Annotated in this window: 20 protein-coding genes; 6 read left to right on the plus strand and 14 right to left on the minus strand. The window is 72.9% G+C overall.

Translation table 11 applies throughout. The features are described from left to right. Window positions 1–130 precede the first annotated feature (130 nt). Window positions 131–397, plus strand: a complete 267-nt coding sequence (locus ACQEV1_RS43900) for a hypothetical protein (protein WP_433402911.1) — start codon at window positions 131–133, stop codon at window positions 395–397. Between the two features lie 20 nt (window positions 398–417). On the opposite strand, the gene ACQEV1_RS43905 is transcribed toward ACQEV1_RS43900, so the two are convergent. The 4 genes from ACQEV1_RS43905 to ACQEV1_RS43920 are packed head-to-tail and all read right to left on the minus strand — an operon-like array spanning window position 418 to window position 4,446. Beyond that, a complete protein-coding gene (locus ACQEV1_RS43905) occupies window positions 418–1,464 on the minus strand; it encodes a Gfo/Idh/MocA family oxidoreductase (RefSeq protein WP_285627174.1) in 1,047 nt (348 codons plus the stop codon). A gap of 56 nt (window positions 1,465–1,520) precedes the next feature. Beyond that, window positions 1,521–2,549: a PAS domain-containing sensor histidine kinase gene (locus tag ACQEV1_RS43910; protein WP_433402915.1), complete on the minus strand. Its 1,029-nt coding sequence runs from the start codon at window positions 2,547–2,549 to the stop codon at window positions 1,521–1,523. A gap of 44 nt (window positions 2,550–2,593) precedes the next feature. After that, window positions 2,594–4,156, minus strand: a complete 1,563-nt coding sequence (kaiC, locus tag ACQEV1_RS43915; RefSeq protein ID WP_433402918.1) for a circadian clock protein KaiC — start codon at window positions 4,154–4,156, stop codon at window positions 2,594–2,596. Beyond that, a complete protein-coding gene (locus tag ACQEV1_RS43920) occupies window positions 4,153–4,446 on the minus strand; it encodes a circadian clock KaiB family protein (RefSeq protein ID WP_285627168.1) in 294 nt (97 codons plus the stop codon). Before ACQEV1_RS43920 ends, kaiC begins: the two co-directional genes overlap by 4 nt. Before the next feature lie 224 nt (window positions 4,447–4,670). Here ACQEV1_RS43920 and ACQEV1_RS43925 point away from each other — a divergent pair, with 224 nt between their 5' ends. Next, entirely contained in the window at window positions 4,671–5,357 is a 687-nt protein-coding gene (locus tag ACQEV1_RS43925; protein ID WP_433402922.1) for a response regulator transcription factor, read from the plus strand. Here ACQEV1_RS43925 and ACQEV1_RS43930 read toward each other — a convergent pair. Continuing rightward, window positions 5,303–5,923, minus strand: coding sequence for a dihydrofolate reductase family protein (locus ACQEV1_RS43930; protein WP_285627164.1), 621 nt, complete (start codon window positions 5,921–5,923; stop codon window positions 5,303–5,305). The genes ACQEV1_RS43925 and ACQEV1_RS43930 overlap by 55 nt on opposite strands. A gap of 211 nt (window positions 5,924–6,134) precedes the next feature. On the opposite strand from ACQEV1_RS43930, the gene ACQEV1_RS43935 reads away from it, so the two are divergent. Beyond that, complete coding sequence (locus ACQEV1_RS43935; RefSeq protein ID WP_433402925.1) at window positions 6,135–6,455, plus strand: hypothetical protein; 321 nt, start codon at window positions 6,135–6,137, stop codon at window positions 6,453–6,455. Here ACQEV1_RS43935 and ACQEV1_RS43940 read toward each other — a convergent pair. The 3 genes from ACQEV1_RS43940 to ACQEV1_RS43950 form a co-directional block, all read right to left on the minus strand. After that, a complete protein-coding gene (locus tag ACQEV1_RS43940; RefSeq protein ID WP_433402927.1) occupies window positions 6,362–8,710 on the minus strand; it encodes an ATP-binding protein in 2,349 nt (782 codons plus the stop codon). The two genes, ACQEV1_RS43935 and ACQEV1_RS43940, sit on opposite strands and share 94 nt — an antisense overlap. A gap of 245 nt (window positions 8,711–8,955) precedes the next feature. Next, the gene (locus tag ACQEV1_RS43945; RefSeq protein WP_285627160.1) at window positions 8,956–9,525 is read right to left on the minus strand and encodes a sigma-70 family RNA polymerase sigma factor; all 570 of its coding nucleotides are present in this window, start codon (window positions 9,523–9,525) and stop codon (window positions 8,956–8,958) included. Between the two features lie 106 nt (window positions 9,526–9,631). Then, the gene (locus ACQEV1_RS43950; RefSeq protein ID WP_433406094.1) at window positions 9,632–13,723 is read right to left on the minus strand and encodes a HAMP domain-containing protein; all 4,092 of its coding nucleotides are present in this window, start codon (window positions 13,721–13,723) and stop codon (window positions 9,632–9,634) included. 623 nt (window positions 13,724–14,346) lie between these two features. Between ACQEV1_RS43950 and ACQEV1_RS43955 the strand changes: the two genes are divergently transcribed. Further along, the gene (locus ACQEV1_RS43955; RefSeq protein WP_433402929.1) at window positions 14,347–14,985 is read left to right on the plus strand and encodes a response regulator; all 639 of its coding nucleotides are present in this window, start codon (window positions 14,347–14,349) and stop codon (window positions 14,983–14,985) included. On the opposite strand, the gene ACQEV1_RS43960 is transcribed toward ACQEV1_RS43955, so the two are convergent. Both ACQEV1_RS43960 and ACQEV1_RS43965 read right to left on the minus strand, forming a co-directional pair. Then, on the minus strand, window positions 14,972–15,361 hold the full coding sequence (locus tag ACQEV1_RS43960) for a response regulator (RefSeq protein ID WP_433402932.1): 390 nt from the start codon (window positions 15,359–15,361) through the stop codon (window positions 14,972–14,974). The genes ACQEV1_RS43955 and ACQEV1_RS43960 overlap by 14 nt on opposite strands. Window positions 15,362–15,448: 87 nt before the next feature. Beyond that, window positions 15,449–15,793: an ArsR/SmtB family transcription factor gene (locus ACQEV1_RS43965; RefSeq protein WP_285583611.1), complete on the minus strand. Its 345-nt coding sequence runs from the start codon at window positions 15,791–15,793 to the stop codon at window positions 15,449–15,451. A 127-nt stretch (window positions 15,794–15,920) separates the two neighbouring features. Here ACQEV1_RS43965 and ACQEV1_RS43970 point away from each other — a divergent pair, with 127 nt between their 5' ends. Then, on the plus strand, window positions 15,921–17,021 hold the full coding sequence (locus ACQEV1_RS43970; protein WP_433402935.1) for an NADH:flavin oxidoreductase/NADH oxidase: 1,101 nt from the start codon (window positions 15,921–15,923) through the stop codon (window positions 17,019–17,021). A gap of 14 nt (window positions 17,022–17,035) precedes the next feature. Further along, the gene (locus tag ACQEV1_RS43975) at window positions 17,036–17,584 is read left to right on the plus strand and encodes an HAD domain-containing protein (protein WP_433402938.1); all 549 of its coding nucleotides are present in this window, start codon (window positions 17,036–17,038) and stop codon (window positions 17,582–17,584) included. A gap of 116 nt (window positions 17,585–17,700) precedes the next feature. On the opposite strand, the gene ACQEV1_RS43980 is transcribed toward ACQEV1_RS43975, so the two are convergent. From ACQEV1_RS43980 to ACQEV1_RS43995, 4 genes are all read right to left on the minus strand, one after another. Further along, window positions 17,701–20,013: a hypothetical protein gene (locus ACQEV1_RS43980; RefSeq protein ID WP_433402940.1), complete on the minus strand. Its 2,313-nt coding sequence runs from the start codon at window positions 20,011–20,013 to the stop codon at window positions 17,701–17,703. Next, entirely contained in the window at window positions 20,010–21,158 is a 1,149-nt protein-coding gene (locus ACQEV1_RS43985; protein ID WP_285627146.1) for a VWA domain-containing protein, read from the minus strand. Before ACQEV1_RS43985 ends, ACQEV1_RS43980 begins: the two co-directional genes overlap by 4 nt. A 331-nt stretch (window positions 21,159–21,489) precedes the next feature. Then, complete coding sequence (locus ACQEV1_RS43990) at window positions 21,490–24,057, minus strand: DUF5682 family protein (RefSeq protein ID WP_433402944.1); 2,568 nt, start codon at window positions 24,055–24,057, stop codon at window positions 21,490–21,492. After that, window positions 24,057–25,148 carry an ATP-binding protein gene (locus tag ACQEV1_RS43995; RefSeq protein ID WP_433402946.1) on the minus strand — a complete coding sequence of 364 codons (1,092 nt, stop codon included), beginning with the start codon at window positions 25,146–25,148 and terminating at the stop codon, window positions 24,057–24,059. Before ACQEV1_RS43995 ends, ACQEV1_RS43990 begins: the two co-directional genes overlap by 1 nt. Window positions 25,149–25,161: the final 13 nt, after the last annotated feature.

The raw sequence follows: 25,161 nt of genomic DNA on the forward strand, positions 1-25,161 counted from the left end.
TCCGGCCGGGGCAAAGAGAGGGCCATCATCCGCGCCCGTACGCGGTGCCCCGGCGGCGACCGGGTATGGAGCGAATGCACCCTGATGTCCGCGCCGAGCCGGTCGCGCTCCCGCCGAAAGGAATCCGTCCATGAGAGGGAATGGCGGCCTCGTCGTCTTCCTCGCCCTGGGGAGCTGCCTGGTCACGGCCCCGGCGTACGGCGCGGCTCTCGGCGGCGACGTCAACCACAACGGCAACGGTTCGTACAACCACAACGCGTTCTCGATCCGCAGCCCGACCCGCAACAGCGGCTTCCAGGCCATCTCGAACGCCAACGCGGGCGGGGCGAGCTCGAGCCGCAACGCGTTCTGCAAGCGGGTGCGGTTCTGCCACCTCCACCAGGTGTCATTCCCCTGACGCCTGATGAGGGGACGTACTCAAGCCCGGCCCGCGAAGGAGTAGACGACGCCGCCATCCCTCCGCTCGGGCACGACCGGCACCGCGCGGCCGGTCCGCCACGCGAGGTCCGCGGCGGTCGCCAGGTCGAAGGCGGCGAGCGCGTCCAGGCCGGTGACGGCGGGCTCGGTGCCGTCGCGGACGCAGCGGGCGAACGCCTCCATCTCCTCGGCGTAGGCCAGCGGGTACCGCTCCTCGAAGTCGCGATTGATCCCGTACGTCGCGCCGTCCGGCGTCAGCCACTGGTAGTGGCGGTGCTGCGGCCGGTCGATCCGCACCGTGGCCGACCGGCCCATCACCTCGGTCGAGCACTCGTACCCGTACCCCGCCGCGCGGCTGTTGTCGATCACTCCGAGCGCTCCGCTCTCGAACCGCAGCACGACCAGCGCGGTGTCCAGATCGCCGATCTCGCCGATGGCCGGGTCCGCGAGGGCCGTCCCGTACGCGGCGACCTCGACGACCTCCCCGACCATCCAGCGGGCGGTGTCCAGGTCGTGGATGGTCATGTCCACGAAGAACCCGCCGGAGCCGGCCAGGAACTCCACCGGCGGCGGCTTCATGTCCCGCAGCGACGTACGGAACAGGTACGGCTCGCCCATCTCTCCCGCGTGGATGCGCCGGGTCGCGGCCACCCAGTCGGGGTCGTGGCGCCGGTGGAAGCCGATCTGGAACCGCACGCCCGTGGCCGCGACCGCCTCGACGGCGCGTACGGTCGCGGGCCGGTCGAGGGCGATCGGCTTCTCGCAGAAGACGTGCTTGCCGGCCCGCGCGGCGCGGACCACGAGATCGGCGTGGGCGGCGGTGGGGGTGGCGACCGCCACGGCGTCCACCGTGGGGTCGTCCAGGAGCGCGCCTGCGTCGGTGGTCCAGGGCACGTCGAACTCCGCGCCGGCGGCCTCGGCCATGCCGGCGTCGGCATCGGCCACGGCGGCCAGTTCCGCCGACCGGCAGCGCCCGGCCAGGTTGCGCGCGTGGACGCGCCCCATCCGGCCCAGGCCGATCAGGGCGACTCGCACCTTCGGTCTCATCGGACTCCTCGACGTCACTCTCAGGGGACGCCGTACAGACTGACAGCCGCGCGGGGTCAGGGTTCCGGCGCGCGCCGCAGGCTGATGCGGAAGCAGGCGCCGCCGTGGTCGCCCGGCTCGTAGTGGACCTCGCCGCCGTTCGCACGGGCGAGGCAGCGGACGATCCACAGTCCGAGCCCCGAGCCCTCGGTTCGCCGCTCCCCGCACGGGTTCCGGGCGAAACGGTCGAACAGGCGGGGCACGAAGTCCTCCGGGACGCCCGGACCGCAGTCGCAGATCCACAGCTCGATCCGGCCGTCCGACCCGGTCGCGCTCACCGTGATCGGCGGCCGCCCGTACGCGAAGGCGTTCTCCAGGCAGTTGACGAACATCTCCGACATCTCACCGCGGTTCACGAGCGCGGTCAGGCCGGCGTCGCAGGTGACGACCACGTCGCCGGCCTGCTCGCCGAACTCCGCCAGGCGTTCAAGGACCAGTTCGAGGAGGGGCACGCGTTCGGGCGGCGCCCGTACGGTGCCCTCGTCGATCCGCGCGGCGGTGAGCAGCTTGGCGACCATCGCCTGGAGGAACACCGTCCGCTCCGCGATGCGGTCGACGACGTCGGCGCGGCGCTCCGGGGTGAGCGTCGCGGTGGGGTCGCGCAGCACGTCGGTGAGCGTGCGGATCGCCGCCAGCGGGTTGCGGAGCTCGTGGGCCACCACCCCCGCGGTCGCGTGCTGGCGCTCCAGCGCACGCCCCAGTTCCTGTTCGAGGTGGTGCCGGCGGGTGACGTCGCGCAGCGCGGCGACGTGAAGGCGCTCTCCGTCCAGGATCGTGCTGGTGACGCGCATCTCCACGATCCGCTCGCCGCCGTCCGGCAGCATGAGTTCCACCTCGGTGGCGCCGCCGGCGACGATCGGGAAGCCGAACGGACCGCCCAGCAGGTCCTCGGCGGGACGGCCGAACAGTTCCTCGGCGGCGGGGTTGCAGAAGCGGATGCGCCCGTCGCCGCCCACCAGGACGATGCCGTCCGCCGACGCCGAGATGATCGCTTGCCCGGCGTCCGGACCGGCCCGCGCCCTGTGGCCGGAGACGGGGATGCTCATGTGCCCTCCTCAGCCCGCCGCGCCGTGCTCGCCGGCTCGCTCGCTCATGATGCGCCCGCCTGGTCGCCGCCTCCCGCAGCGGGCTCGCGCACGGCGGCGTCCGGCCCGGCCGGCCACGGCGGTTGCTCGGTCAGCGCCGCGCTGCCGGACAGCACGTGCGCGACCCGCGGCAGCGGATCGCCGATGTGCATCCCGGCGTCGTCGACGGTGACCTGCCGGATGGCGTGGTCGTGGTCGCTGCCGCGCGCCTGGAGGACGGCGATCGCACGCTGGATGTCGCCGATGCGCTCGACGTAGCGGAGCATGATGGTGACGTCGGTGACCCGCGCCAGGTCGATCCCACCGGACGACGGCTGCCCGCCCTGCGGCGCCTGGCCGGTGTAGGCGGCCGTGATGAGCGTGGTGATCTCCTTTTCGCGGACCATGGTCGTCAGCGCGATGACGAAGTCGAGCAGTGACTGCGTCGAGACCACCCGCTCCAGCGACGAGAGCGTGTCGACGACGACGCGGGTGGGCGCGTAGTCGGCCACGGCGTGCCTCAGGTGCATGAAGTGGTCCTCGGGTGACGCCGACTCTGGGTAGTCGGCCTTGACGAGCAGCCGGTCCGCCGCCTCCATCGCCTCCAGGTGCAGGCCCCAGCTGGCGGCGTCGCGCACGAGCTGGTCGTGGGTCTCGTCGAACGTGCAGTACAGGCAGCGCTCGTCCGTGCCGGCCGCCCCGCACGCGAAGCTCAGGCCGGTGAGCGTCTTGCCGACGCCCGCCGGGCCGGTGAGCAGCGCGATCGCGTCCTTGAACAGGCCGCCGCCGACCATCTGGTCCAGCCCGGCGTTGCCGGTGGACACGCGGACCGTGGAGGCGTGTGCCGGCGGGTGGGCCACGCCCAGCGGGATGACCACGAACCCCTCACGCGAGTCGATCGTGAACAGCCACTCCCCCGTACGGTGCGGCAGGCCGCGGAACTTGACGATCTCGACGGTCCGTCGCCGTCGCCCGTCCCGCAGGACGTTGCGGAGCACGATCACGTTGTCGAGCACGAACTCCTCGACGCCGTACCGGGAGATGCCGTCGTACTCCTCGGTCCGCTCGGAGGTGAGTATGAGGGTGACGCCGAGCGACTTCATGCCCGCCACGATCCGGACCAGCTCGCGCCGCATGACGCCGAGGTCGGTGAACCGGCCGATGATCGAGCTGAACGAGTCGAAGGACACCCGCCGCGCCCCGCTACGGCGGATCGCATGGTCGATCCGGGCCATCAGCGCGCCGAAGTCGTACGCGCCGACGGTCCTGATCGGTTCCTCCTCGCCCTCGATCGGCGAGGCGTCGACGAACGCCCACCGGCCCTCGCGCTCCCACTGCTCGATGTCGAAACCGAGCGACGCCGCGCTCGATCGGACCGAGTCCGCGGTCTCCTCGGCGGTCACGAACACCCCGGGCTGGCCGAAGAGCACGATGCCGCGGGCCAGGAACTCGATCGCGAAGCACGTCTTGCCGCTGCCGGTCGTCCCGGTCACGAGCGTGGGCCGCCCCAGGGGCAGGCCGCCCGCGGCGATGTCGTCGAAGCCGCTGATCCCGGTCGGGAGCCGCTCGATCGGCCCGCGTGCCGTCATCGTGGTCCCTCCTCCAGCACCGCGCTGGGCAGCCCGAGCACGGCGGCCGCGCGTTCGTGGTCCGACAGGTCGCCGATGACCCGCAGCTGCGGCGCCGGGGTGAGCCGGATGACGGTGGGGGTGGCGAGGATCCGGGCCTCCTCCGCCTGGTCGGGCCGTTCCGCGACGTCGATGATCTCGATCGCGTGGCGAGCCAGGCGCGCCTCGCACAGCAGGCGCAGGTTGGACTCGGCCGCCTGGGACCTGGCGGTCCGCCCGGCGACGTAGAGCCGGAAGGAGTAGTCGGCCATGAATCCTCCTGGGCCGGAGGGAGTGACCACCGGGGCCGTGCTCTCAGGTGCCCTCACCGCGCTCGGGTCGCCGGTGGGATGACATGCCTGGGTACGCTAGGAAATGTCCTGTTCCTCGGCCTACCCGCGCCGTACGGTCCGGACACCGGGTCCGGTGGCGGTCACGGGCCGTCTGGAGGCAAGCCGATCATGGGCCGTGCGTTCGGATGACACGAGTACTGCTCGTGGAAGATCAGCGAACCCTCGCCGAGGCTCTCGCGATCGCCATCGACGCGCAGCCGGACCTGGAGTGCGTCGGGGCGGCGAGCACCGCCGAGGAAGGGCTGCTGCTGGCCCGTACGCGTGCTCCGGACGTCGTGCTCATGGACGTCCACCTGCCGGGCGCCGACGGCATCAGCGGCACCCGGCTGATCAAGGCGGCGTGCCCGGACGTCCGGGTCTTCGTCCTGACCGCGGACGCCACGGCGGAACTGTTCGCCGCCGCCTTCGCGGCGGGAGCCGCCGGGTTCCTGGCCAAGGACGGGCCGTTCCCCGACGTCCTCGCGGCGATCCGCACGCCTCCGACGGCCCGCGCGATGGTGGCGGGCGGCACGTTCACGGCGCTGATCGCCGAGTTCCGTCGTGCCGGGCACGCGCAGGCCGCCCAGGAGGAGCGGGTCGCCCTCACCCGGCGCGAGGGCGAGGTGCTGGCGCTGATGGGCGAGGACCTCGGCGCGCGAGCGATCGCGGCCCGGCTGGGCATGAGCGAGCACACCGCCCGTGACCACGTGAAGCACATCCTGCGCAAGCTCGGCGCGCACAGCCGCGGTGAGGCGGTCGCCGCCGCCACCCGCACGGGGCTGCTCCCCGAAGGTCGTCAGGAGGGGTCGAGCGCGAAGGAGCCGAACGCCGGGTCGCCGGCGCGCTCGTAGGTGTGCACGGTGACGCCGGCGCCGGTCGTCCGGGTCGCCACGTGGCGCATGGTCGCGGGCACGGCGCCGGATCCGAAGAGGCGCTTGCCCCGGCCGAGCACCACCGGGTACACGAACAGCCGGTACTCGTCGACCAGGTCGTGGGCCACCAGGGTCTGGAGGAGACCCGCGCTGCCGTGCACCTGCAGGTCGCGGCCGGGTCGATCCTTCAGCTCCCTGACCTGCTCCACCACGTCGCCCTTGAGCAGGGTGGTGCCCTCCCACGCGGCCGTCTCCAGGGTCCGGGTCGCGACGTACCTCGGCAGGGTGTTGATCGCGGCGGCCACCGGGTCGTTCGGGTCGGTGACGCGGGGCCAGTGCGAGGCGAAGATCTCGTAGGTCGTACGGCCGAGCAGGAGCGCGTCCGCCGTCGCGAACCACTCGACGACGTGACGGCCCATGTCCTCGTCCGCGAAGGGCACCAGCCAGCCGCCGAGGTCGAACCCGCCGCTCGGGTCCTCCTCGGGGCCGCCGGGGCCCTGCATGACGCCGTCGAGGGACAGGAACGTGGTCACGGTCAGTTTCATCGCTGCTCTCCTGGCTTCCTGGGATCCGCGGCAGGGTCCTGCCGTCGTGATCGCGTGCCCCCACTCTGGTACCGACAACTTTTTTTGTCAAGACTCCTCTCGTTGTCGGTGATGCGCGGAGACCGCCGCGCGGCACGGGGGGGTTGGCGTGGAGCCATCGCCTGGCATTTCTGTTCGCCCATTGGCTGCTCGTCACGCCGGGCGAGACCGCGTGCGAGTCGATCGTCCCGACCTGGCCGTGCACGCGCGCGTCTCCGTGGAGCGGGCCGCGGCCGCCTACGACGGGACGTACCGCGGCGCCAAGACGGTGGGCGCGCCGCTCGGCGGCCTGCTCGTCGGCGCGGTCGCGTACGCGGGGATGCCGTTCGGCGGGCCGCCGGCCGGCGCGCTCACCACGGTCGGCGGGCGCACCGTCACCGTCGTCGTCCTCGCGGGCGTCTACCTGCTCGCGTCCGTGCCCTCGTTCGCCGTACCGGCCTGGCGGACCTTCGGACCCGGCCCGGAGGCGCGTACGCCCGGCCGCTCCGCCTGAGAGCCGCCGTCGAGGGCCGCGATCTCCGCGCGTACGCTCTCGGCACGCTCGTCGCCGATCGCGGCGTAGCAGGCCAGAGCCTCCTCGAAGGCCTTTCGAGCCGCCTCCGCCTCGCCCAGCTCCCGCAGGGCGACGCCGAGATCATGGCTGCGGTCGCCGACCCAGAGCGGACCGCCCTGCGTGCGCAGCAGCGGGATCGACTCCCGCAGGCTGTCCGCCGCCGCCCGCCATTCGCCCAGCGCCGCGTGGTCGGCGCCGAGGCGGGCCAGCACCAGGGCCAACGTCGTACGGCGAAGGAAGGGCCCGCCTCGGTACGCCGGATCGCGCAGCTCTTCGAGCAGCGCGCGATGCTGCGCGAGGGCGTCACGGGGACGGCCGAGGAACCGCAGAACGTCGCCGTAGGCGCTCATGGCCTGGCGGCGGCCGTCCCACTCCTCGGCCGCCTCGAACCGGGCGATGGCCTCGCGAGTGTGGTCGGCGGCCGCCTCCAGCGAGCCGGGAATCCGCCGCAGGGCCAGGCCGGCGTACTGCAGCGCCCAGCCCTGCTCGCGCAGGTCGCCCTCCTCCACCGCCAGTTCGTACGCCCGCATCGCGCGGTCCACGCTGTCCTGGAAACGCCCCTGGCAGGCGCACAGCGCCCAGGCGAGGTAGTTGAGGTGGACGATCTCGGCGTGCCGGTCCCCCAGCGCGCGGGCGGCGCCGCTCGACAGCTCGAACAGCTCCACCCAGTCGTCCCAGTGCACCACCAGGTCGGAGAACCAGTGCAGCGCGCCGGTCACCTCGACCACCCGGGCGTGCTCGCCTTCCTTCGCGGCCGAGCGCAGCGCGGCCAGCCAGTTGGCGCTCTCGCCCTCCAGCCAGGCCCGTGCCTCCTCGCGAGTGCCCAGCGACACGAGGCCGTCGAAGCCGGCCGGCGGCTCGCCGTACTCCGGCTCGAACCACCGGCCCGCGACGGTCGTGACGTCGAGCAACCAGGAGTTCATGCGGCGGAGGACCCTCCGGCGCGCGTCTTCCGGCTCCTCTTCGGTCAGCCGGGCGCGGGCGAACAGCCGGACGAGGTCGTGCAGCCGGTAGCGCGCGAGATACGGCGCCTGGAGCAGGCCGAGCTCGACGAGCTCCTCGAGCGCGTCCTCCGCCTCGTCCGGCGTGACGCCCGCGAGCACGGCGCCGATCGCCACCCCGAAGTCGGGCCCCGGGACGAGCGCGAGACGCCGGAACAGCTCGGCCGCGCGACCGGACAGGTGCCGGTACGACAGGGCGAACGCCGCGGCCACGTGCAGGTCGCCGGCGGCGAGTAAGTCGAGCCGCCGCTCCTCGTCGGCGAGCCGCCCCGCGAGCTGCCCGGCGGTCCAGCCGGGCCGGCTCAGCAGTCGGTTGCCCGCGATCCGCATCGCGAGCGGCAGGTGACCGCACAGCCCCGCGACGGAATCCAGGTCGCCGGCCCCGCCACGTTCGCCGCCGAGGATGCGGCGCAGCATCGCGACCGAGTCCTCCACCGGCATTCCGGCCAGGGGAACCTGGTGCACCCCTTCGAGACCGGCGAGCGACCGGCGGCTGGTGATCAGCACCAGGCTGCGACCGCCTCCCGGCAGCAGCGGGCGCACCTGAGCCTCGTCGAGGGCGTTGTCCAGCAGGATGAGGCTCCGCCGGTCGCGCAGTGCGGAACGGTAGAAGCCGGCGCGCTCCTCCTCGTCCTTCGGGATCCTGGCCTCGGCCACGCCGAAGGCCCTCAGCAGGCGGGTCAGCGCGGCTCCGGCGGCGACCGGGGTGGCGTCCATGCCGCGCAGGTCGATGAAGAGACAGCCGTCGGGAAAGCGGTCCGCGAACAGCTCCGCCGCGTGCACGATGAGCGCGGTCTTGCCCATGCCCGGACCGCCCGACACGGTGGCGACCACGGCCGGGCCGTCTCCGGCGGCCTCGGCGGCGAGGTGCTTCAGCCGGGCGAGCTCGGCGGCACGGCCGGTGAAGTCGCCCACGCCCCGCGGCGGCTCGCAACCGCCCGCCGAGGACGCCGGGGCGCGCGGCCGTCCCGCCCGCGCCGCGTCCTCCAGCGCCCGCCGCTCCACCGGCCCGAGCCCGAGCGCGTCCGCGAGCGCCGCCACCGTACGCCGCTGAGGGCCCCGGCTGCGCCCGCGCTCCATGTCGCCGATCGCGCGGACGCTGACGCCGGAGGCGGAGGAGAGATCCTCGATGGTCAGCTCCGCCGCGTGCCGGTATCCGCGCAGGAGCTCGCCGAACGCTCCGGTCCGTACCATCGCCACCTCACCCGCCGTCGGCCGCGACCGGCGAACGCCTACTTCTGCCGGTACTTCTGCCTGGCCGGGCCGGGCGAGCCCCTGCTTGCATCGGAAACACGGCCGCCACGGATCCCGGCCGCGCCGCCCTCCGGGTGCGACGGCGAACCGCCGCACCCGGATTTCGGCACGCCTGCCAATCTTGCCTCCGCGCACGGCGGAACGCCTAGATCGTCGGCGGGTCGAGTGTGAACCGGCCGGCCCCCTTACGCCGGTTCGTCCATCAGCTCGTCGATGTGCAGCCGGAGCCGGCGCAGGGCGTGGTGGACGCGCGACTTGACGGTCCCGACGGGCAGGTCCAGCAGCACGGCGGCCTCGGCGGCCGTACGGTCGGCGAAGTAGACCACGCTGAGGACCTCACGGTGGGCGGGCCCGAGCCGGGATAAGGCCCTGGCGACGACCACGGAGTCCACGACGGCGCCCGCGTGGTCCTCCGCGGACGGGGCGGCGGCGGCGTCCGCGGCGACCTCCGCCGGGCGCGCCCGGCGGGCGCGGAACCGGTCCACGCAGATGTTGTGCGCCACACGCCTCAGCCAGGCCGCGGTGGAGCCCTGCCCGGAGCTCAGGCGCCCGGCGTTGCGCCAGGCGCGGAGCATGGTCTCCTGGACGACGTCCTCAGCCTGGTACGGGTCGGACAGCAATCGGGTGACGTAGGCGAGCAGCATCGCGCCGTGGTCGGCGTACAGCCGGTGGACCAGAGTCCGGCCCTCGTCCTCCGGCAGCGGGCCGGTGTCGCGGGACGGGCGGCGGTGGCGTTCCGGTGCGAGGGGACTCATGGGGGCGCTCCAGCTTCACGCGGTCATCTCCGATGTGACGATGCAAACAAGCGCCCTGGTCACGGGCCAGGCAGAAGCACAGGCAGAACTTCCGGGCGGAACCCCCTCACGTCTCCGTGTCGCCGGCCGCCGGACCGTCCTCGCGGGGCTCCGGACCGGTCCCGGAGTCGCGCGGGCCCGGCCGCTCCGCCCGCGAGCCGTCGCAGGTCTTCTCGGCGGCCATCGGGTCGAGCAGGTCGCACGCGATCTTCAGCAGCCGGTCCACGTCGACAACGGGCTTTTGCAGGTACTCGTTGGCGCCGCTCGCCAGGGCCTTCTCGCGTTCGCCGGGGATGGCCTTGGCGCTGAGCACGACGATCGGCAGGCTCGCGAACCGCGACTCGGCGCGGATCGCCCGGATGGCCTCGTACCCGTCCATCACCGGCATCATGATGTCCATCAGCACAAGCGACACGTCCGGGTCGCGCTCGAGGATCTCGATCGCCTCCCGGCCGTTCAGCGCGTACCGGACGGGCAGGCCGACACGTGCCAGCAGGCGGGTCAGCGCGATGACGATACGGATGTCGTCGTCGACGATGAGGACCTTGCCCGACAGCATCCGCGCGGCGCGTTCGGCGTTCCACTCCTCCAGCCGCGTCGCGGCGCCGGGCCGGTCGTCCCGCGCCTGCCAGCGCATGGCGTCCGTGTCCTCGTCCTCGGCGATGGCTCCCGGCGCGACCCTGCCCACCAGCACCGGCGGCTCAGCGACCACCGGATGGCCCGGGTGCACGACCGGGACGTACAGGGTGAAGGAGCTGCCGACGCCGGGCTCGCTCTCCGCGGTGATGCGGCCGCCGAGCAGCGTCGCCAGCTCGCGGCTGATCGACAGGCCCAGGCCGGTGCCGCCGTACTTGTGGCTGCCGGCACCGTGGGCCTGCTCGAACGCCTCGAAGATCGTGCCGAGCTTCTCGCGGGCGATGCCGATGCCGGTGTCCTCCACGGTGAAGGCGATGGTGTCGCCGAGGTCGCGGGCGGCCTCGGTGCCGGCGCGTTCGACGCGGAGTGTGACCCGTCCCTGCGGCGTGAACTTGATCGCGTTCGACAGCAGGTTGCGCAGGATCTGCTGGAGCCGCTGCTCGTCGGAGAACAGCTCGCCGGGCGCGTCCTGGGCCACGTGCACCTCGAAGTCCAGGCCGCGGTCGCGGGCGATGGGCCGGGACGTCGCGTTCACGTAGTCGAGCAGCGTGACCAGCGGCAGCTTCTTCGGGCGGATGTCGAGGCGGCCGGCCTCCACCTTCGACAGGTCGAGAATGTCGTTGATCAGCTGCAACAGGTCGGAACCGGAGCGGTGGATGCTGGTGGCGAAGGTCACCTCCTCGTCCGAGAGGTTCCGCCGCGCGTTGTCGGCCAGCAGCCGCGCGTAGATCAGCATCGAGCTGAGCGGCGTGCGCAGCTCGTGCGACATGTTGGCCAGGAACTCCGACTTGTACTGCGACGAGGAGGCCAGCAGGGCGGCCTTCTCGGCGAGCTCCTCGTTGGAGTGCTGGAGCTCGCCCTGCTGCCGCTGGAGCTCGTCGGAGCGCTCCTGGAGCTGCTGCGCGAGGTTCTGGGACTCGGCGAGCAGCATCTCGGTGCGGGCGTTGGCGAGGATCGTGTTGAGCGCGACGCCGATCGTGGTGACGAACTGGTCGAAGAACGCCAGGTGCACGTCGGAGAAGCGGGAGAACGACGCCAGCTCGATGATGCCGAGCAGCGTGTCCTCGAACAGGATCGGGATGATGACGATGCTGGCCGGGGACGACTGCCCCAGCCCGGAACTGATCTTGATGTAGTTCGGCGGGATGTCCTCCAGGAGCAGCCGCTTCTTCTCCCGGGCGGCCTGCCACACGAGGCCCTGGGCGAGCGCTCCGGACGACTCGGTGTCGCCGTCCTGCAGGCCGTACCCGGCGATCAGCGCGAGGCCGCGCCGGTGACCGGCCGGGCGGCCGGGCCAGTCGCCGCCGGCCTCGGTGTCGGCGAGGAAGAACGCGCCGTACTGGGCGTTCACCAGCGGCGTCAGCTCCCGCAGGATCAGGTCGGCGACCTCCACCAGGTCACGGTGGCCCTGCATCAGGCCGGCGAGACGGGTCAGGTTGGACTCCAGCCAGTCCTTCGCCCGCGTCGTCTCGCGGAGGTTGGAGACCATCAGGTTGATGTTGTCCTTCAGCTCCGAGACCTCGCCGTGCGTCTCGACGGTGATGTGGCGCGACATGTCGCCCTGGGCGACGGCCGAGGTGACCTCGGCGATCGCGCGGACCTGGGTGGTGAGGTTGCGGGCCAGCTCGTTCACGTTCGTGGTCAGGCGCTTCCAGGTGCCGTGCACGCCCTCGACCCGCGCCTGGCCGCCCAGCCGGCCCTCGCTGCCGACCTCGCGGGCCACACGGGTGACCTCCGAGGAGAACGAGGACAGCGTGTCGACCATCGTGTTGATCGTCGTCTTCAGTTCCAGGATCTCGCCGCGGGCGTCGACGTCGATCTTCGCGCCCAGATCGCCCTGGGCGACGGCCGTCGCGACCTGGGCGATGTTGCGCACCTGCGAGGTCAGGTTGGCGGCCATGAAGTTGACGTTGTCGGTGAGGTCCTTCCAGACCCCGGACACGCCGCGGACCTGCGCGCGGCCGCCGAGGTTGCCCTCGGTGCCGACCTCGCGGGCCACGCGCGTGACCTCGTCCGCGAAGGCGGACAGCTGGTCGACCATGGTGTTCACCGTGGTCTTCAGCTGGAGTATCTCGCCCTGGGCGTCCACGGAGATCTTCTTGGACAGGTCGCCGTTCGCCACCGACGTGGTGACCTGGGCGATGTTGCGCACCTGCGACGTCAGGTTCGACGCCATGAAGTTGACGTTGTCGGTGAGGTCCTTCCAGACCCCCGACACGCCGCGGACCTGGGCCTGCCCGCCGAGGTTGCCCTCGGTGCCGACCTCGCGGGCCACCCGCGTCACCTCACCGGCGAACGCCGACAGCTGATCCACCATCGTGTTGATCGTCGTCTTCAGCTCGAGGATCTCGCCGCGGGCGTCGACGTCGATCTTCTTGCCCAGGTCGCCGCGCGCGACCGCGGTCGCGACCTGGGCGATGTTGCGCACCTGGGACGTCAGGTTGTCCGCCATGAAGTTGACGTTGTCGGTGAGGTCCTTCCAGACCCCCGAGACGCCGGGCACCTGGGCCCGGCCGCCGAGGTTGCCGTCCGTGCCGACCTCGCGGGCCACCCGCGTCACCTCACCGGCGAACGCCGACAGCTGATCCACCATCGTGTTGACGGTCGACTTGAGCTGGAGGATCTCGCCCTGCGCGTCCACCGTGATCTTCTTGGACAGGTCGCCGTTCGCCACCGACGTGGTGACCTGGGCGATGTTGCGCACCTGGTACGTCAGGTTCGACGCCATGAAGTTCACGTTGTCGGTCAGGTCCTTCCACACCCCCGACACGCCGCGGACCTGCGCCCGGCCGCCGAGCCGCCCCTCCGTGCCGACCTCGCCGGCCACCCGCGTCACCTCACCGGCGAACGCCGACAGCTGATCCACCATCGTGTTGACGGTCAGCTTCAGCTCCAGCAGCTCGCCGGTCGCCTCGACCGTCACGGACCGGGTCAGGTCGCCGCTCGCCACCGCCTTGGTGACCACCGCGATGTCGCGCACCTGGGCGGTCAGCCGGTCGGCCATCGTGTTGACCGCCTCGGTCACGTCACGCCAGCTGCCCGACAGCCCGCGCACCTTCGCGCGCCCGCCGAGCCGGCCCTCCGTGCCGACCTCACGGGCCAGGCGGGTGACCTCGCCGGTGAACATCGACAGCTGGTCGACCATCTGGTTGATCCGCTGGCCGAGCCGGCGCAGGTCGCCGCGCAGCGGGTGCTTGCCGTCGCCGGTGTCCATCCGCTGGGACAGGTCGCCGCCCGCCACCGCGTCCAGCACCCGGGTGGCGTTCGCCGTGGGGATCACCAGCGCGTCGATCAGCGTGTTCACCGAGTCGACGCTCCCCGACCAGGCGCCGCCCGGCGCCGGGCAGAGACGCTCGTCCAGCCGGCCGTGGCGTACCACCTCACGGGTCACCCGGGCCAGTTCGCCGGCGAAGTGCTCGTGCCGGTCGGCGATCTGGTTGAACGCCCGTGCCAGGTCCGCCGTGATCCCCTCGTGCTCGGCGGGCAACCGCGCCCGGAAGTCGCCGTCGCGCAGGGCCGGCATCGCGGCCAGCAGCGGCCGGAGCTCGCTCACCCGGATCCATCCGTCGCCGGGCGGATGATTCACTTCTCTTGCCGTAGTCGTGCTCACGTGGAAATTCCCCCCGTACGGCCGGTCCTCCGGCGCTCATCTGTGGGCGCGGATCGGAGCACGAGCCGGTACGCCGGACTGACCTGATCGGGTCCGAAGTGAGGGCATCGGCGGCGCCCGTCAACCGCAGTCCGACGGACGGAAGCGGGCGACCGTGTCGTCCGGCCCCGCCCGGCAGGAGACGGCGGGCAGGGTACGAACCGGTCCAGGCCGCGCCTGGACGATCATGTTGTGGCGAGCCTCGCATCGCCGTACGCGACATCCCCCGTCGCCGTATTGGTTTTGACCCTATGGGACAAGCCGCCGATTGGCGAGTATGCCGCCATGATTCCCTCCGTATCGTCGATCCAGGTCGCGTCCCGCCCGCTCCTTCGGGACCTACGACCGGTCGATGACACCGCGGGAGTACACCGTGACGTTCGGACATCACCGCTGGTCGTACGGTGGCGCGCGTAGCATGGAAGCTGGCGATGCTAGGACAGTGGCGGCCCGAGATCGGGCACGAACCCGATGGCCCGGTCCCTCAACGAGGACGCGTGGTCCTCGCGGACGACGACGTTCTGTTGCGCGAGGGCGTGGCGAGCCTGCTGACACGCGAGGGATTCGACGTGGTCGGCCAGGCCGGCGACGGTGCACGGCTGCTCGAACTGGTCCGCGAGCACCTTCCCGACCTGGCGGTCGTGGACGTGCGCATGCCGCCGACGGGCACCACCGAGGGACTCCAGGCGGCGACGGAGATCCGCCGGCGGTTCCCCTCCGTGGCGATCCTGGTGCTGTCCGGGTACGTCGAGGTGGACCACGCCCTGGAACTCCTGTCCGGCGGTGACCGCATCGGCTACCTCCTCAAGACGCGGGTCACCGACCCGTCCGAGCTGATCGACGCGCTGGAGCGCGTCGGCAAGGGCGGTTCGGTGATCGACCCGTACCTCGTGCAGCGGCTCTTCGCCGCTCACCGGCGCGTCGACCCGCTGGCCAAGCTGAGCGCGCGCGAACGCGAGGTCCTCGCCCTGATGGCGGAAGGCCGGTCGAACGCCGGCATCGTCCACAAGCTGTGGATAACCGAGCCCACGGTGGAGAAGCACGTGCACAGCATCCTGACCAAGCTGTGCCTGCCGGAGACCGACGCCGACCACCGGCGGGTCCTCGCGGTCCTCGCCTTCCTCAACGCCGACTAGAACCGCTGGACGCGGACAGGAGTTCCCGGATGCGCGCGGGCGAGACGGTGGTCTTGTCAAGGAAGCCGAACGCCGGATGGGCGGCCACCAACGCGGTCAATTCATCCTCGGTCTGGGTCGACACCAGGATGACGACCGGACTCCAGCCCGTGCCGGCGGCACTCTCGTCGATGCGACAGGCGACGTCGAAACCGCTCTCGGACCCCAGGCGGACGTCGACCAGCACGATGTCGGGGTGGGTGTCCGTCGCGCGCTCGACCGCCTCCGCGCCGTTCGAGGCCGTGGCCGCGACGACCGCCCCGCCGCGTTCGAGCATGTGACACAGAGCGGTGCGGAAGCCGGTGTCGTCGTCGACGACCAGGCAGCGCATGTCCATGTCTCCAATATGACTCCGCAGGCCCCGGTCCCGCATGGTGGGCCACCCCCAGACGCCCTGGTGGACAACCACACCCGGCCGTGGCGGTCAGCCGACCGGCACGCGTGACCGCTGGGTGGCGTCGGCCGTCAGCACCGCGTCGAGCAGGCCGGGGAAGAGCGCGTCGAGGTCGTCCCGGCGGATCGCGGTCATCTTGGCCGTGCCCCGGTAGACCTGGTGGATCACACCGGCCTCACGCAGTACGCGGAAGTGGTGGGTCGTGGTCGACTTGGTGACCGCCAGGTCGATGGCCGAGCACGGCGCCTCCTCCCCCTCCGCCAGCCCGGCCAGGAAGCGCACCACCTGGAGGCGTACCGGATCGGACAGCGCGTGGAGGACGGCCTCCAGCCTGATCTCCGCGCGAGTGGGGTGATCGAGGGTCCGGACGGTCACGGTGGGCTCCCTTCGCCGCCGGCTCCGGCCATTGTACGAGAGCCGTCGTAATTTGACGTGTATCGTAGTTCGATAAGCGCCGTACTATGGCGTCTTTCGTACCGGACCATGATGGAGGAGCGCGGCCGTGAGCGCACTGTTCGAGCCCCTGACCCTGCGAGACGTGCGGATCCCGAACCGGATCTGGATGTCGCCGATGTGCCAGTATTCCGCGCCCGACGAGGGACCGGACACCGGGGTCGCCGGCGACTGGCACCTCGCCCACCTGGCGGCGCGTGCCGTGGGCGGCGCGGGCTTGATCTTCACCGAGGCCGCCGCGGTCAACCCGGAGGGCCGGATCAGCCCCGCGGACCTCGGCCTGTGGAACGACCGCCAGCAGCGCGGACTCGCCCGCATCACCGGTTTCCTGCGTGAACACGGCAGCGTGCCCGGCATCCAGCTCGCCCACGCGGGGCGGAAGGCCTCCACCGAGCGCCCGTGGCGCGGCGGCCGGGCCATCTCACCCGACGACCCGTACGGCTGGCGGCCGGTCGCGCCGAGCCCGGTGGCCTTCCACGACGGCGACCCGACGCCGGCCGAACTGACCCGCGAGCAGATCCACGGCATCGCCGAGGACTTCGCGGCCGCCGCCCGGCGCGCCTTGGACGCCGGCTTCCAGGTGATCGAACTCCACGGCGCGCACGGCTACCTGATCCACGAGTTCGTCTCCCCGCACACCAACCGGCGCACCGATGAGTACGGCGGCTCGTTCGAGAACCGGACGAGGTTCGCCCTGGAGGTGGTCGACGCCGTACGCGCGGTGTGGCCGGCCTCGCTGCCGCTGGTCTACCGCGTGTCGGCGACCGACTGGCTGACCGAGAACCCGGAGGACGACCGCGAGGGCTGGACCGTCGACGACACCGTACGCCTCGCCAAGGAACTGCTCGCCCACGGCGTCGACCTGCTCGACGTCTCCAGCGGCGGCGCCGCCCCCAGGGCACGGATCACCACCGGCCCGGGCTACCAGGTGCCGTTCGCGGCCAAGGTGAAGGCCGAGACCGACCTCCCCGTCGGCGCGGTCGGCGAGATCACGCAACCGCGGCAGGCCGAGGAGATCATCGCCTCCGGGCAGGCCGACGCCGTACTGTTGGCCCGTGAGCTGCTGCGCGACCCCTACTGGCCCAACCGCGCCGCCCACGAACTCGGTGCCGCCCCGTCCTGGCCCGACCAGTACCTGCGCGCCTTCTGACGAGCCCTGATCCCATGGCGTGGGGCATCCGCGGTGTTCCCCGGCCGGGGAGCCGGCCGGCCGACCGGCCGTTGCTGTACCTGGACGTCGACGGGGTGCTGAACCCCCTGTCGCCCTCCGACCCGGCACGGTTCGTACGCCACGAGACGGGCGGACCGGCCGTCCGGCTCTGCCCGGAACACGGCGGCTGGCTGCGGGAACTCTCCGCACGCTACGAGCTCGTCTGGGCGACGACATGGGAACATCTCGCCAATGAGCACCTCGGCCCGCTGCTCGGCCTGCCGGAACTGCCGGTCGTGGAGTTCTCCGCGTACCGGCGCCGGCATGACGACCCGAGGTTCGGCATCCTCCAGCTCTTCGAGTCACGCAAGTGGGCCCCGATCCTCCGCCACGCCGACGGCCGCCCGTTCGCCTGGGTCGACGACGTCATCCCGATGCGAGTCCGGCGGCAGGCGTGGCCCTATCGGGGCATCCTGCTCGTCCCGGTCGCCCCGGACGACGGACTCGCCCGCCATCACGTGGAGCGCCTCCTGACCTGGCGCCGAGCCACTCCCGCCGGGTGACACGCGGCCCGTGGAACGTCCGCGAAAACCACTCTCCACACGAGGGCGACGACCCCGGACTCCGACGACCGGGATCGGCACGGGCGGCGGCCACATCGTGGTCGGCGGGCGGTCCGTCAGCGAAGGTCGGCGGCGGTGATGAGGCGGAGTTGGGCGTCGACCCAGGTTCGGGTCATCGCGTCCGCCTCGCCGATCCGGGAGGCCGCCAGGAAGGCGGTCGCCGCGTCCGCCGTCGCCGTCAGGCCGACCCGGCGGAGTTCGACGGCCGCCTCCTCGATTCTCCGGTGGACGCCCGGCGTCGCGTGGCGTAGCCCGCGGTGGGCGATCTCCGCGAAGGCCGTGAGCGCCGCCTCCAGTGCCGTGTCCAGGCGGTCTCGTGCGGTGGGCACGTGGACGGCCAGGTCGCCGTCGCCCTCGCCCGGAGCGAGGTCCGGCACCGTGACGCCTCCGGCGGTCAGGACCGCGATCGGGTCGATCACCAGGGCGCCCCGGCCGCGGCGCAGGAAACCGGTGATGACGCGGGGGCCGTCGGCCAGCGCGGCGGCGAGGACGTCCAGGGCTCCCGGACAGTGTGCGCGGTACTCCGCCGTAAGCCTGGCGGTGCCTCCCTCCGCGTCGGCGATCTCGGCGTCCAGCCGCTGGGCGCCCGGGTGATAGCCGACCTCACGCACCTCGGCGACCTCGACGACCCGTACGTGCTCGGCCGCCACCCGTGGCCGGATGAGCCGGGGCGGCAGCTCCTCCAGCGCGCGGGACGCCGCCGCGAGGTCGCGGACCATCACCGGTGCGGGCAGCCGTGACCAGGCGTCGCCCACCGGCGTGACCGTCGTCCTGGCGACCCGACCCGGCGCGATGTGCACGACCCGGCTGGCGCTGCGCGAGGCGGACTCCGAGACCAGGTTGGCCACGGCCAGAGCCCCGAGCGACGTGCCCGCGACCCGGCGTCCGGCCAGGTCGTGCCCTGTCGGTTGCGTGTCCGGCGGTACGTCCCAGCGCCGCCGCAGCACCAGCACCGTCCCGTCGCCGGCGTGCGCGAAGAACACCTCGGCGACGCGTTCGTCCACCGTGCCGCCGACGCGGCAGCCGAGGCTCACGAGCCGTACGCGGCGCAGCGGCGTACGGCCCGGTTCACCGCCACCCAGGATCTGCGAACGCAGCCCACCGGCGGCGGCCGCACGCCTGCGCGCGTGCAGTTCGGTGAGGAGTTCGGCGTAGTGCTCCGCCGAGTAGCGCGCGCCCCGCGCGGCGTACGCGTCCAGTTGCTCGACGAGATCCTCCAACGCCCCGGCGGGCCAGTGCAGCCCCTGCTCGCCGACGGTCCGGCACATCCGCCGCAACGCCGCCCCGAGCACCGGACCGGCGTGCATCGCCCCCTCGGCCAGCAACTCGGTGGCGAGCCCGGCAGCGGACTCCATACCGGCCGGAACCTCGACGCCCGGCCTGGCCAGACCGCCCTCGCGACCCCCAGCCCGATCACCGACCGCACCGCCCCGGCCATCCGGCCCCGCCGCTCCGCCGTCCTGCGGCCCGGCCCCGTCCGATGCCCCCGTACCGCCCTCCCGCAGCCCGGCATCTCCACCCGGCGCCGGCCCCGCCGCTCCGCCCTCTCCCGGCCTGGCCCCCGCATCGCCCTCCCGCAACCCGGCATCTCCACCCGGCCCGGATCCGTTCTCCCGCGACGCAGCACCGCCGCCGGACGCTCCCGTACCGCCACCTGACGCCGCCGCTGCGTCCGCTCCCGGCCCCGCACCGGACTCCGGCCCCCGCGCACCGCTCTGCCGCGACGCGGCACCACCGCTCGATTCCGCCGGGATCTTCTCCCGCTCGACCACGTCCAGGCGGACCTCTCGTTCGCCCGGGGCATGCTCGTCCGCCTCGCGGAACGCCCAGACGGCCAGGGCGATCGCCTCGGCGCGTTCGGGGCCGACCGCGTCCGTGTGGGCGTAGCCGAGCTCGCCCGGGACCAGGAACCGTACGGTGCAGGTCGCCAGTTCGACCCACGGCGCGGGCGCGTCCCGGTGGACGTACGCCGAGTAGCCCGCGGCGCGTCGGCGGCGGGCCGCCGTCAGGGTCCGGGCGCCCAGTACCTGCCGTAGCGTCTCGTCGTCGATGCCTCCCGGCGACCACTCCGACGCCGGCCCCCGTTCGGCGGGCTCCGTCTCGCGCTGGTAGGCGAGGACGAGCCCGACACGGTGCCGGCAGACGCCCGTCGCCGGGCACGTACACGAGGCCGTGTCCAGCCCGGCGCCCACCGGGAAGGCGACCTCGACCCCGTCGGGGAACCGCCCGCGTACGGTGCCGTCGGCGTCGGTCGACAGGGCCGGTACGGCGCCGGCGTCCAGCTCTCTGGCCGCGCGCTTGACCAGCCCGCGGTTGGCCAGCGCGACGAGGGCGTCGGTGTCGAGGGCGAGCAGGTCGGCGCGCGTCATCGGCCGATCCGTTCGGCGACGAAGGCGGCGAGCTGACCCGGTGTCATCGCCCCCACGTGGGCGCCGACGTCGGCGAGCCGCTGGGCCAGCGCGCGGTCGTAGGAGGGGTTGGCCTCCTCGTCGAGCGCGGCGAGCCCGAGCACGCGGGTGCCCTGTTCGGCCAGGCGGGCGACGGTACGGACGAGCCGGTGCTCGTCGCCGCCCTCGTAGAAGTCGGTGATGACGGCGAGGATCGTACGACGCGGGTTCTCGATCAGGCTCGCGCCGTACTCCACCGCACGCGCGATGTCCGTACCGCCGCCGAGCTGCACCTTGAGCAGCAGTTCGACCGGGTCGGAGACGTCCGCGGTCAGATCCACCACGTTGCTGTCGAACGCGATGAGGTGCGTCTTGAGGCCGGGGAGGTTCCACAGGCAGGCGGCGGTGACGGCGGAGTGGATCACCGACCCGGCCATCGAACCGGACTGGTCGACGATGAGCACGAGCTGCCACTGTTCGAGGTGCGGGCGTACGCGCGACACGAACTTCGGGTGCTCGATCAGGATCCGCCGCTCCTCCGGCTGATAGTGCGCCAGATTCGCCCGGATCGTCCCGTGGAAGTCGAAGTTGCGCGCCTGGCGGAACCGGCTCGGCCGGCGCGTACGGGTGCCGCTGAACGCCTGCCGTACCTCGGGCACGATCCGCTTCATCAGGTCGCGTACGACGGCCTCGACGATGCGCCGCGCGAGCCGCAGGACCTCGGGGTTCATCAGGTGCTTGGTGCGCAGGACGGCGCGGAGCAGGGTCGGGTTGGGCTCGACCCGGGACAGGACGTCGGGGTCGGTGACCACCTCGTGGATCTGGTACCGCTCGACGGCGTCGCGTTCGAGCCGCTCGATGGTCTCGCGGGGGAACAGCCGGTGGATGTCGTCGAGCCAGTCGACCGTGGTCAGCGCCGAGGGCCCGGTGCCGCCCTCACGGGTGCCGCTCTCTCGGGTGCCGCCGCGCCGTACGCCGCGGCGAGCCAGGTCGGGGTCGCGGCCGTAGAGCCAGTCCAGCGCCCGGTCGCTCGCGGCGGCGTTACCGTTCAGCCCGCCGGTGCACGTCTCGGCGGGCGCGCCGAGCACCAGCCGCCAGCGTTCGAGCCCCGGATCGGGTGCGCTCACGAGATCTCCTCCGCCAGAGGTCACCGGAACTGTGCCGTCGGTCCCCTCACCGCACTCGGTCATGAGGCCTCCTTCGTCGGGGGAAGTGACCACCGGGGCGTGTCCTCGATTCCCTCGCTCCGCTCGGTCACGAGGCCTCCTTCGCCGGGGGGAGTGACCACCGGGGCGTGTCCTCGATTCCCTCGCTCCGCTCGGTCACGAGGCCTCCTCCGCCGGGAGGAGTGACCACCGGGGCGTGTCCTCGATTCCCTCGCTCCGCTCGGTCACGAGGCCTCCCCCGCCGGGAGGAGCGACCACCGGGGCGTGCCCTCGATTCCCTCGCTCCGCTCGGTCATGGGAGCAGCCCCTCTCCGGCGAGCAGGCGGCTCGTCCGCTCCTCCAGCGCTCTCGCCTCCGCGATCAGTAGTGGGTCGGCCGTCGTACGGAGGAGGGCCCGCGCCGATCCGGTGAGCCGGCGGCGTTCCAGCAGCCGTCGGGCGATCAGCTCGCGCTCGCGCGGCGGGAAGTAGGCGAACGCCTGGCGGAGCGCGGGCAGTCCCGCCAGAAAGTCCGGCATCGTGGTGACGAGGTCGTCCAGCACCGCGAGCACGCCGCCCCCGGCCGGCCCCCCGTCGGCGAGGACCTCGTCGCGGGCCAGCGCGAGCAGGCCCGCGAGCCAGTCGCCGAGCGTGTCCGCGCCGGCGGCGCCGCGCAGCGCGCGTACGGGATCGGCGGAGGCGCCGAGCGACCAGCCGAACCCGAAGGCCGCGCCGCGCAGGTCGGGCGGCGCCTCGCGGTCGGCGCCGATGCGGGCCATGACGTCCAGGGCGGCCTCCCGGCCGGTCGAGAGCACCTCGTGCGCGTGCAGGAGGGCGTCCCTCGTGGCGGTGACGGCGCGCAGCCGGGCCGGGTCGGCCGGCGCGGGACCGCCGTGCACCCCCTCGGCGAGCCACAGCACCCGCGTCACCGCGCCGTCGATCACCGCGGCGTACATCGGGCTGCCGGCGGTGCCGAGGACGCGGTCGTGCCGCCAGAGGGCGAGCACCGTGGCGAGGGCGTCGCCGAGCGGACCCAGCTCGCGCGCGCCGGCGATGTTCGCGGCGATGAGCTCGGCGATCTGCTCGGACAGGTCGGTGACGCCGCACAGGGCGGCGTCGAAGAGCACCGCGGCGAGACCGTCCGGCTTCGTGCCCGCGGCGGCGACGCCCTCGGCGAGCACGGCGGTGGCGGCGTCGCGCAGCGTGCCGCCGTACGCCCCGGCCTCGATCAGCGCGGCCGTGCGCTCCTCGTCGTCGGTGAGCTCCCAGCGCTCGTCCAGCACCGGGTCCGCGCCGGAGACCGGCCCGGACACTCGCCTGTATCCGGGGACCCGCAGCACCCGCAGGCGGTGCAGCGCACGGGCGCGGACGAGATCGCCGGCATCGCTGAGGTCCAGCTCGACCGTGCCCGTACGGTCGAGGCCGAGGCGCGCCAGCTCGGCGTCGACGTCGTGGACGAGCGGCGGCGCGGGCGTGTCCGGGTGCAGGCGGCCGGTCCGGTCGCCGCTCAGCGCGGCCACCATCTCGGCCACGACCGGATGGGCGCCGGGCTCGAGCGCGCCGCGGCGGGTCCACGGCAGCGGCTGGTCGAGGTCGTCGGAGACGAGCGCGCTGACCAGCCCGTCGAGGATGTCCGTACGGGCCGGGTGCGGGTGGCCGCGCAGCCGCGCGAGCCCCGCGGACAGGGTGCGGGCGGCGATGAGGTCGGCGGTCGAGACGGCCACGCCGCGCCCCCGCAGCCTCGTCGCGACCGCCTCGACCAGGCCGTCCGCGGCGGCGTCCGCTCCCTGCTCCCAGAGCCGCTGGTAGTACTCGGGCGACGGCATGCCGGACTGGTAACCGGAGAAGGCGTCGAGCCGCCGGAACGAGTAGGGCACCAGGTAACTCCCGCCCACCGCCCCGGCCGCCGGGCGGGGAATCTCCGGCCAGCCGCTCGACGCCGCTACCAGCGGCGACGCAGCGGACCGCGGCAAGCGGTCGGCCGCCCCCGCCGGATCAGCCCCCACATCGGCACGGGCGGCCTCCGGCCCGTCACCGCCCGAATGAAGACCTCCGCCCACCCCCACCGGACCATCCCCCGCGTCGGCGACCGGCGACGCACCAGGCGCCTGCGAACGGTCGGTCACCTCCAACGGGCCGGCCGGCTCCTCCGTCCCTGTTCGCGGGACAGGCCGGTGCAGGCCACTCGTCACCTCCACCGGAACGGCCCTCACGTTGATGATCTCCGGCACGACGCTTCCCGGCTCGGCCACCAGTCGCCGCAGGGCGGGGCGGTGGAAGCCGCCGGTCACGACGACGACCGGGCGGTCACCCGCGTCGGCGGCGGCCGCGCGTACCCAGGCCGCCATGTACGCCTCGCGCGCGGTGTCGTCCTCGCCCGTCTCCGTCTCGCCGCGGACCAGGTCGAAATAGGTCGCGAGCCGCTCCTCCAGGCCGTCGTCGGGTTCGACCTCGACCAGGCGATCCCACAGGGCGTCGACGTTGTCCACCGCGAACGCCCGGCACAGCCGGTCGGCCGCGTCGGCGTAGCGCTGCTCGGCGTCGGCGTAGCGGTTGCGGCGGCCGGCCAGCGCCGGATGCCAGGCGGGCAGGTCGATGAACCGCAGCTTCGCGCCGTGGGCGCGGCCCACCGTGAGCGCCACCCATTCGGGCGAGTACGCGCAGAACGGCGCCCACGACAGGTGGGCGCGCTCGTCGTCGCGATAGTGGCTGAAGATCGCGATCGGGAGTTGGTGCCCGAGCAGCAGCTCGTCGAGCCGGTCGTTGACGTCGGCCGGCCCCTCGACCAGGACGTACGCGGGCCGCAGCGTCTCGATGGTCCGGCGGACCAGCCGGGCGCAGGCCGGGCTGTGGTGCCGGACCCCGATGAAGGTGACGGCCATCAGCCGGGCAGCAGGTGCCGGGCGTCGTGCAGGGCCCGCCACTGGTCGCCGCGCCGCCGGGGCACCTGTTGTTCGAGGTAGCGGCGCAGTCGTGCCAGGTCGTCGGCGTTGTCCTTGGCCGCCGTGCCGGCGAGGCACGCGACGATGTCGGCGGCGGTGCCCGGTTCGCCGCGCAGGAACCAGCCGCGCAGCCCGACCGCGTGCGCCACCGACACCGTCTCGGCGGTGCTCATCACGGTCGAGAGCCGGTCGGCCGGACCGCCGTCCGCGTTGGTGCCGGCGCGCAGCTCGCGGAACGTGGCGACCAGCACCTCCAGCACGTCGCGGCGCGGCGGCACGGTGACGCCGGAGGCCTCCAGCAGCGCCCGCGCCTCGGCCTCGACCAGGTCGAGCTCGGTGGCGAAGTCCGCGATCGGGAACACGGTCTCGAAGTTGAAGCGGCGTTTCAGGGCCGCGCTCATGTCGTTCACGCCTCGGTCGCGGGTGTTGGCGGTGGCGATGACGTTGAAGCCCTGGCGGGCGAAGACCATGCCGTCGGTGCCGTTCAGCTCCGGGATCGCCAGCACGCGTTCGGACAGCGGTGACAACAGCGAGTCCTGAACCTCCAGCGGGCAGCGGGTGATCTCCTCGAATCGGACGATCTTGCCCTCGGCCATGCCCTTGAGCAGCGGCGCCGGGACGAGCGACCGCGGCGAGGGCCCTTCGGAGACGAGGAGCGCGTAGTTCCAGGAGTACTTGATCTGGTCTTCGGTGGTGGCCGCGCCGCCCTGGATGGTGAGGGTGGAGGTGCCGCTCACCGCGGCGGCGATGAGCTCGGACAGCAGCGACTTGGCGGTGCCGGGCTCGCCGACCAGGAGCAGGCCGCGGCTCGTGGCCAGGCTCACCAGCGCGCGGTCGATCAGCGAGGGGTCGCCGACGAACTTGCGGCGGATCCCGCGCCGCTCGTCGCCGACGATGAAGGCGCGTGCCGCCTCCAGGCTGAGTGCCCAGCCCGGCGGCCGGCCGCCGCGATCGTCCTCGCCCAGCCGGGCCAGCTCGTCGGCGTAACGGATCTCCGCGGGCGGGCGCTGGAAGGTCTCTTCGGTCGTCATTCGGGTGCTCCGG

The organism is Actinoallomurus sp. CA-142502 (genome assembly GCF_050936355.1).
GTDB classification, from domain to species: Bacteria; Actinomycetota; Actinomycetes; order Streptosporangiales; family Streptosporangiaceae; genus Actinoallomurus; species Actinoallomurus iriomotensis.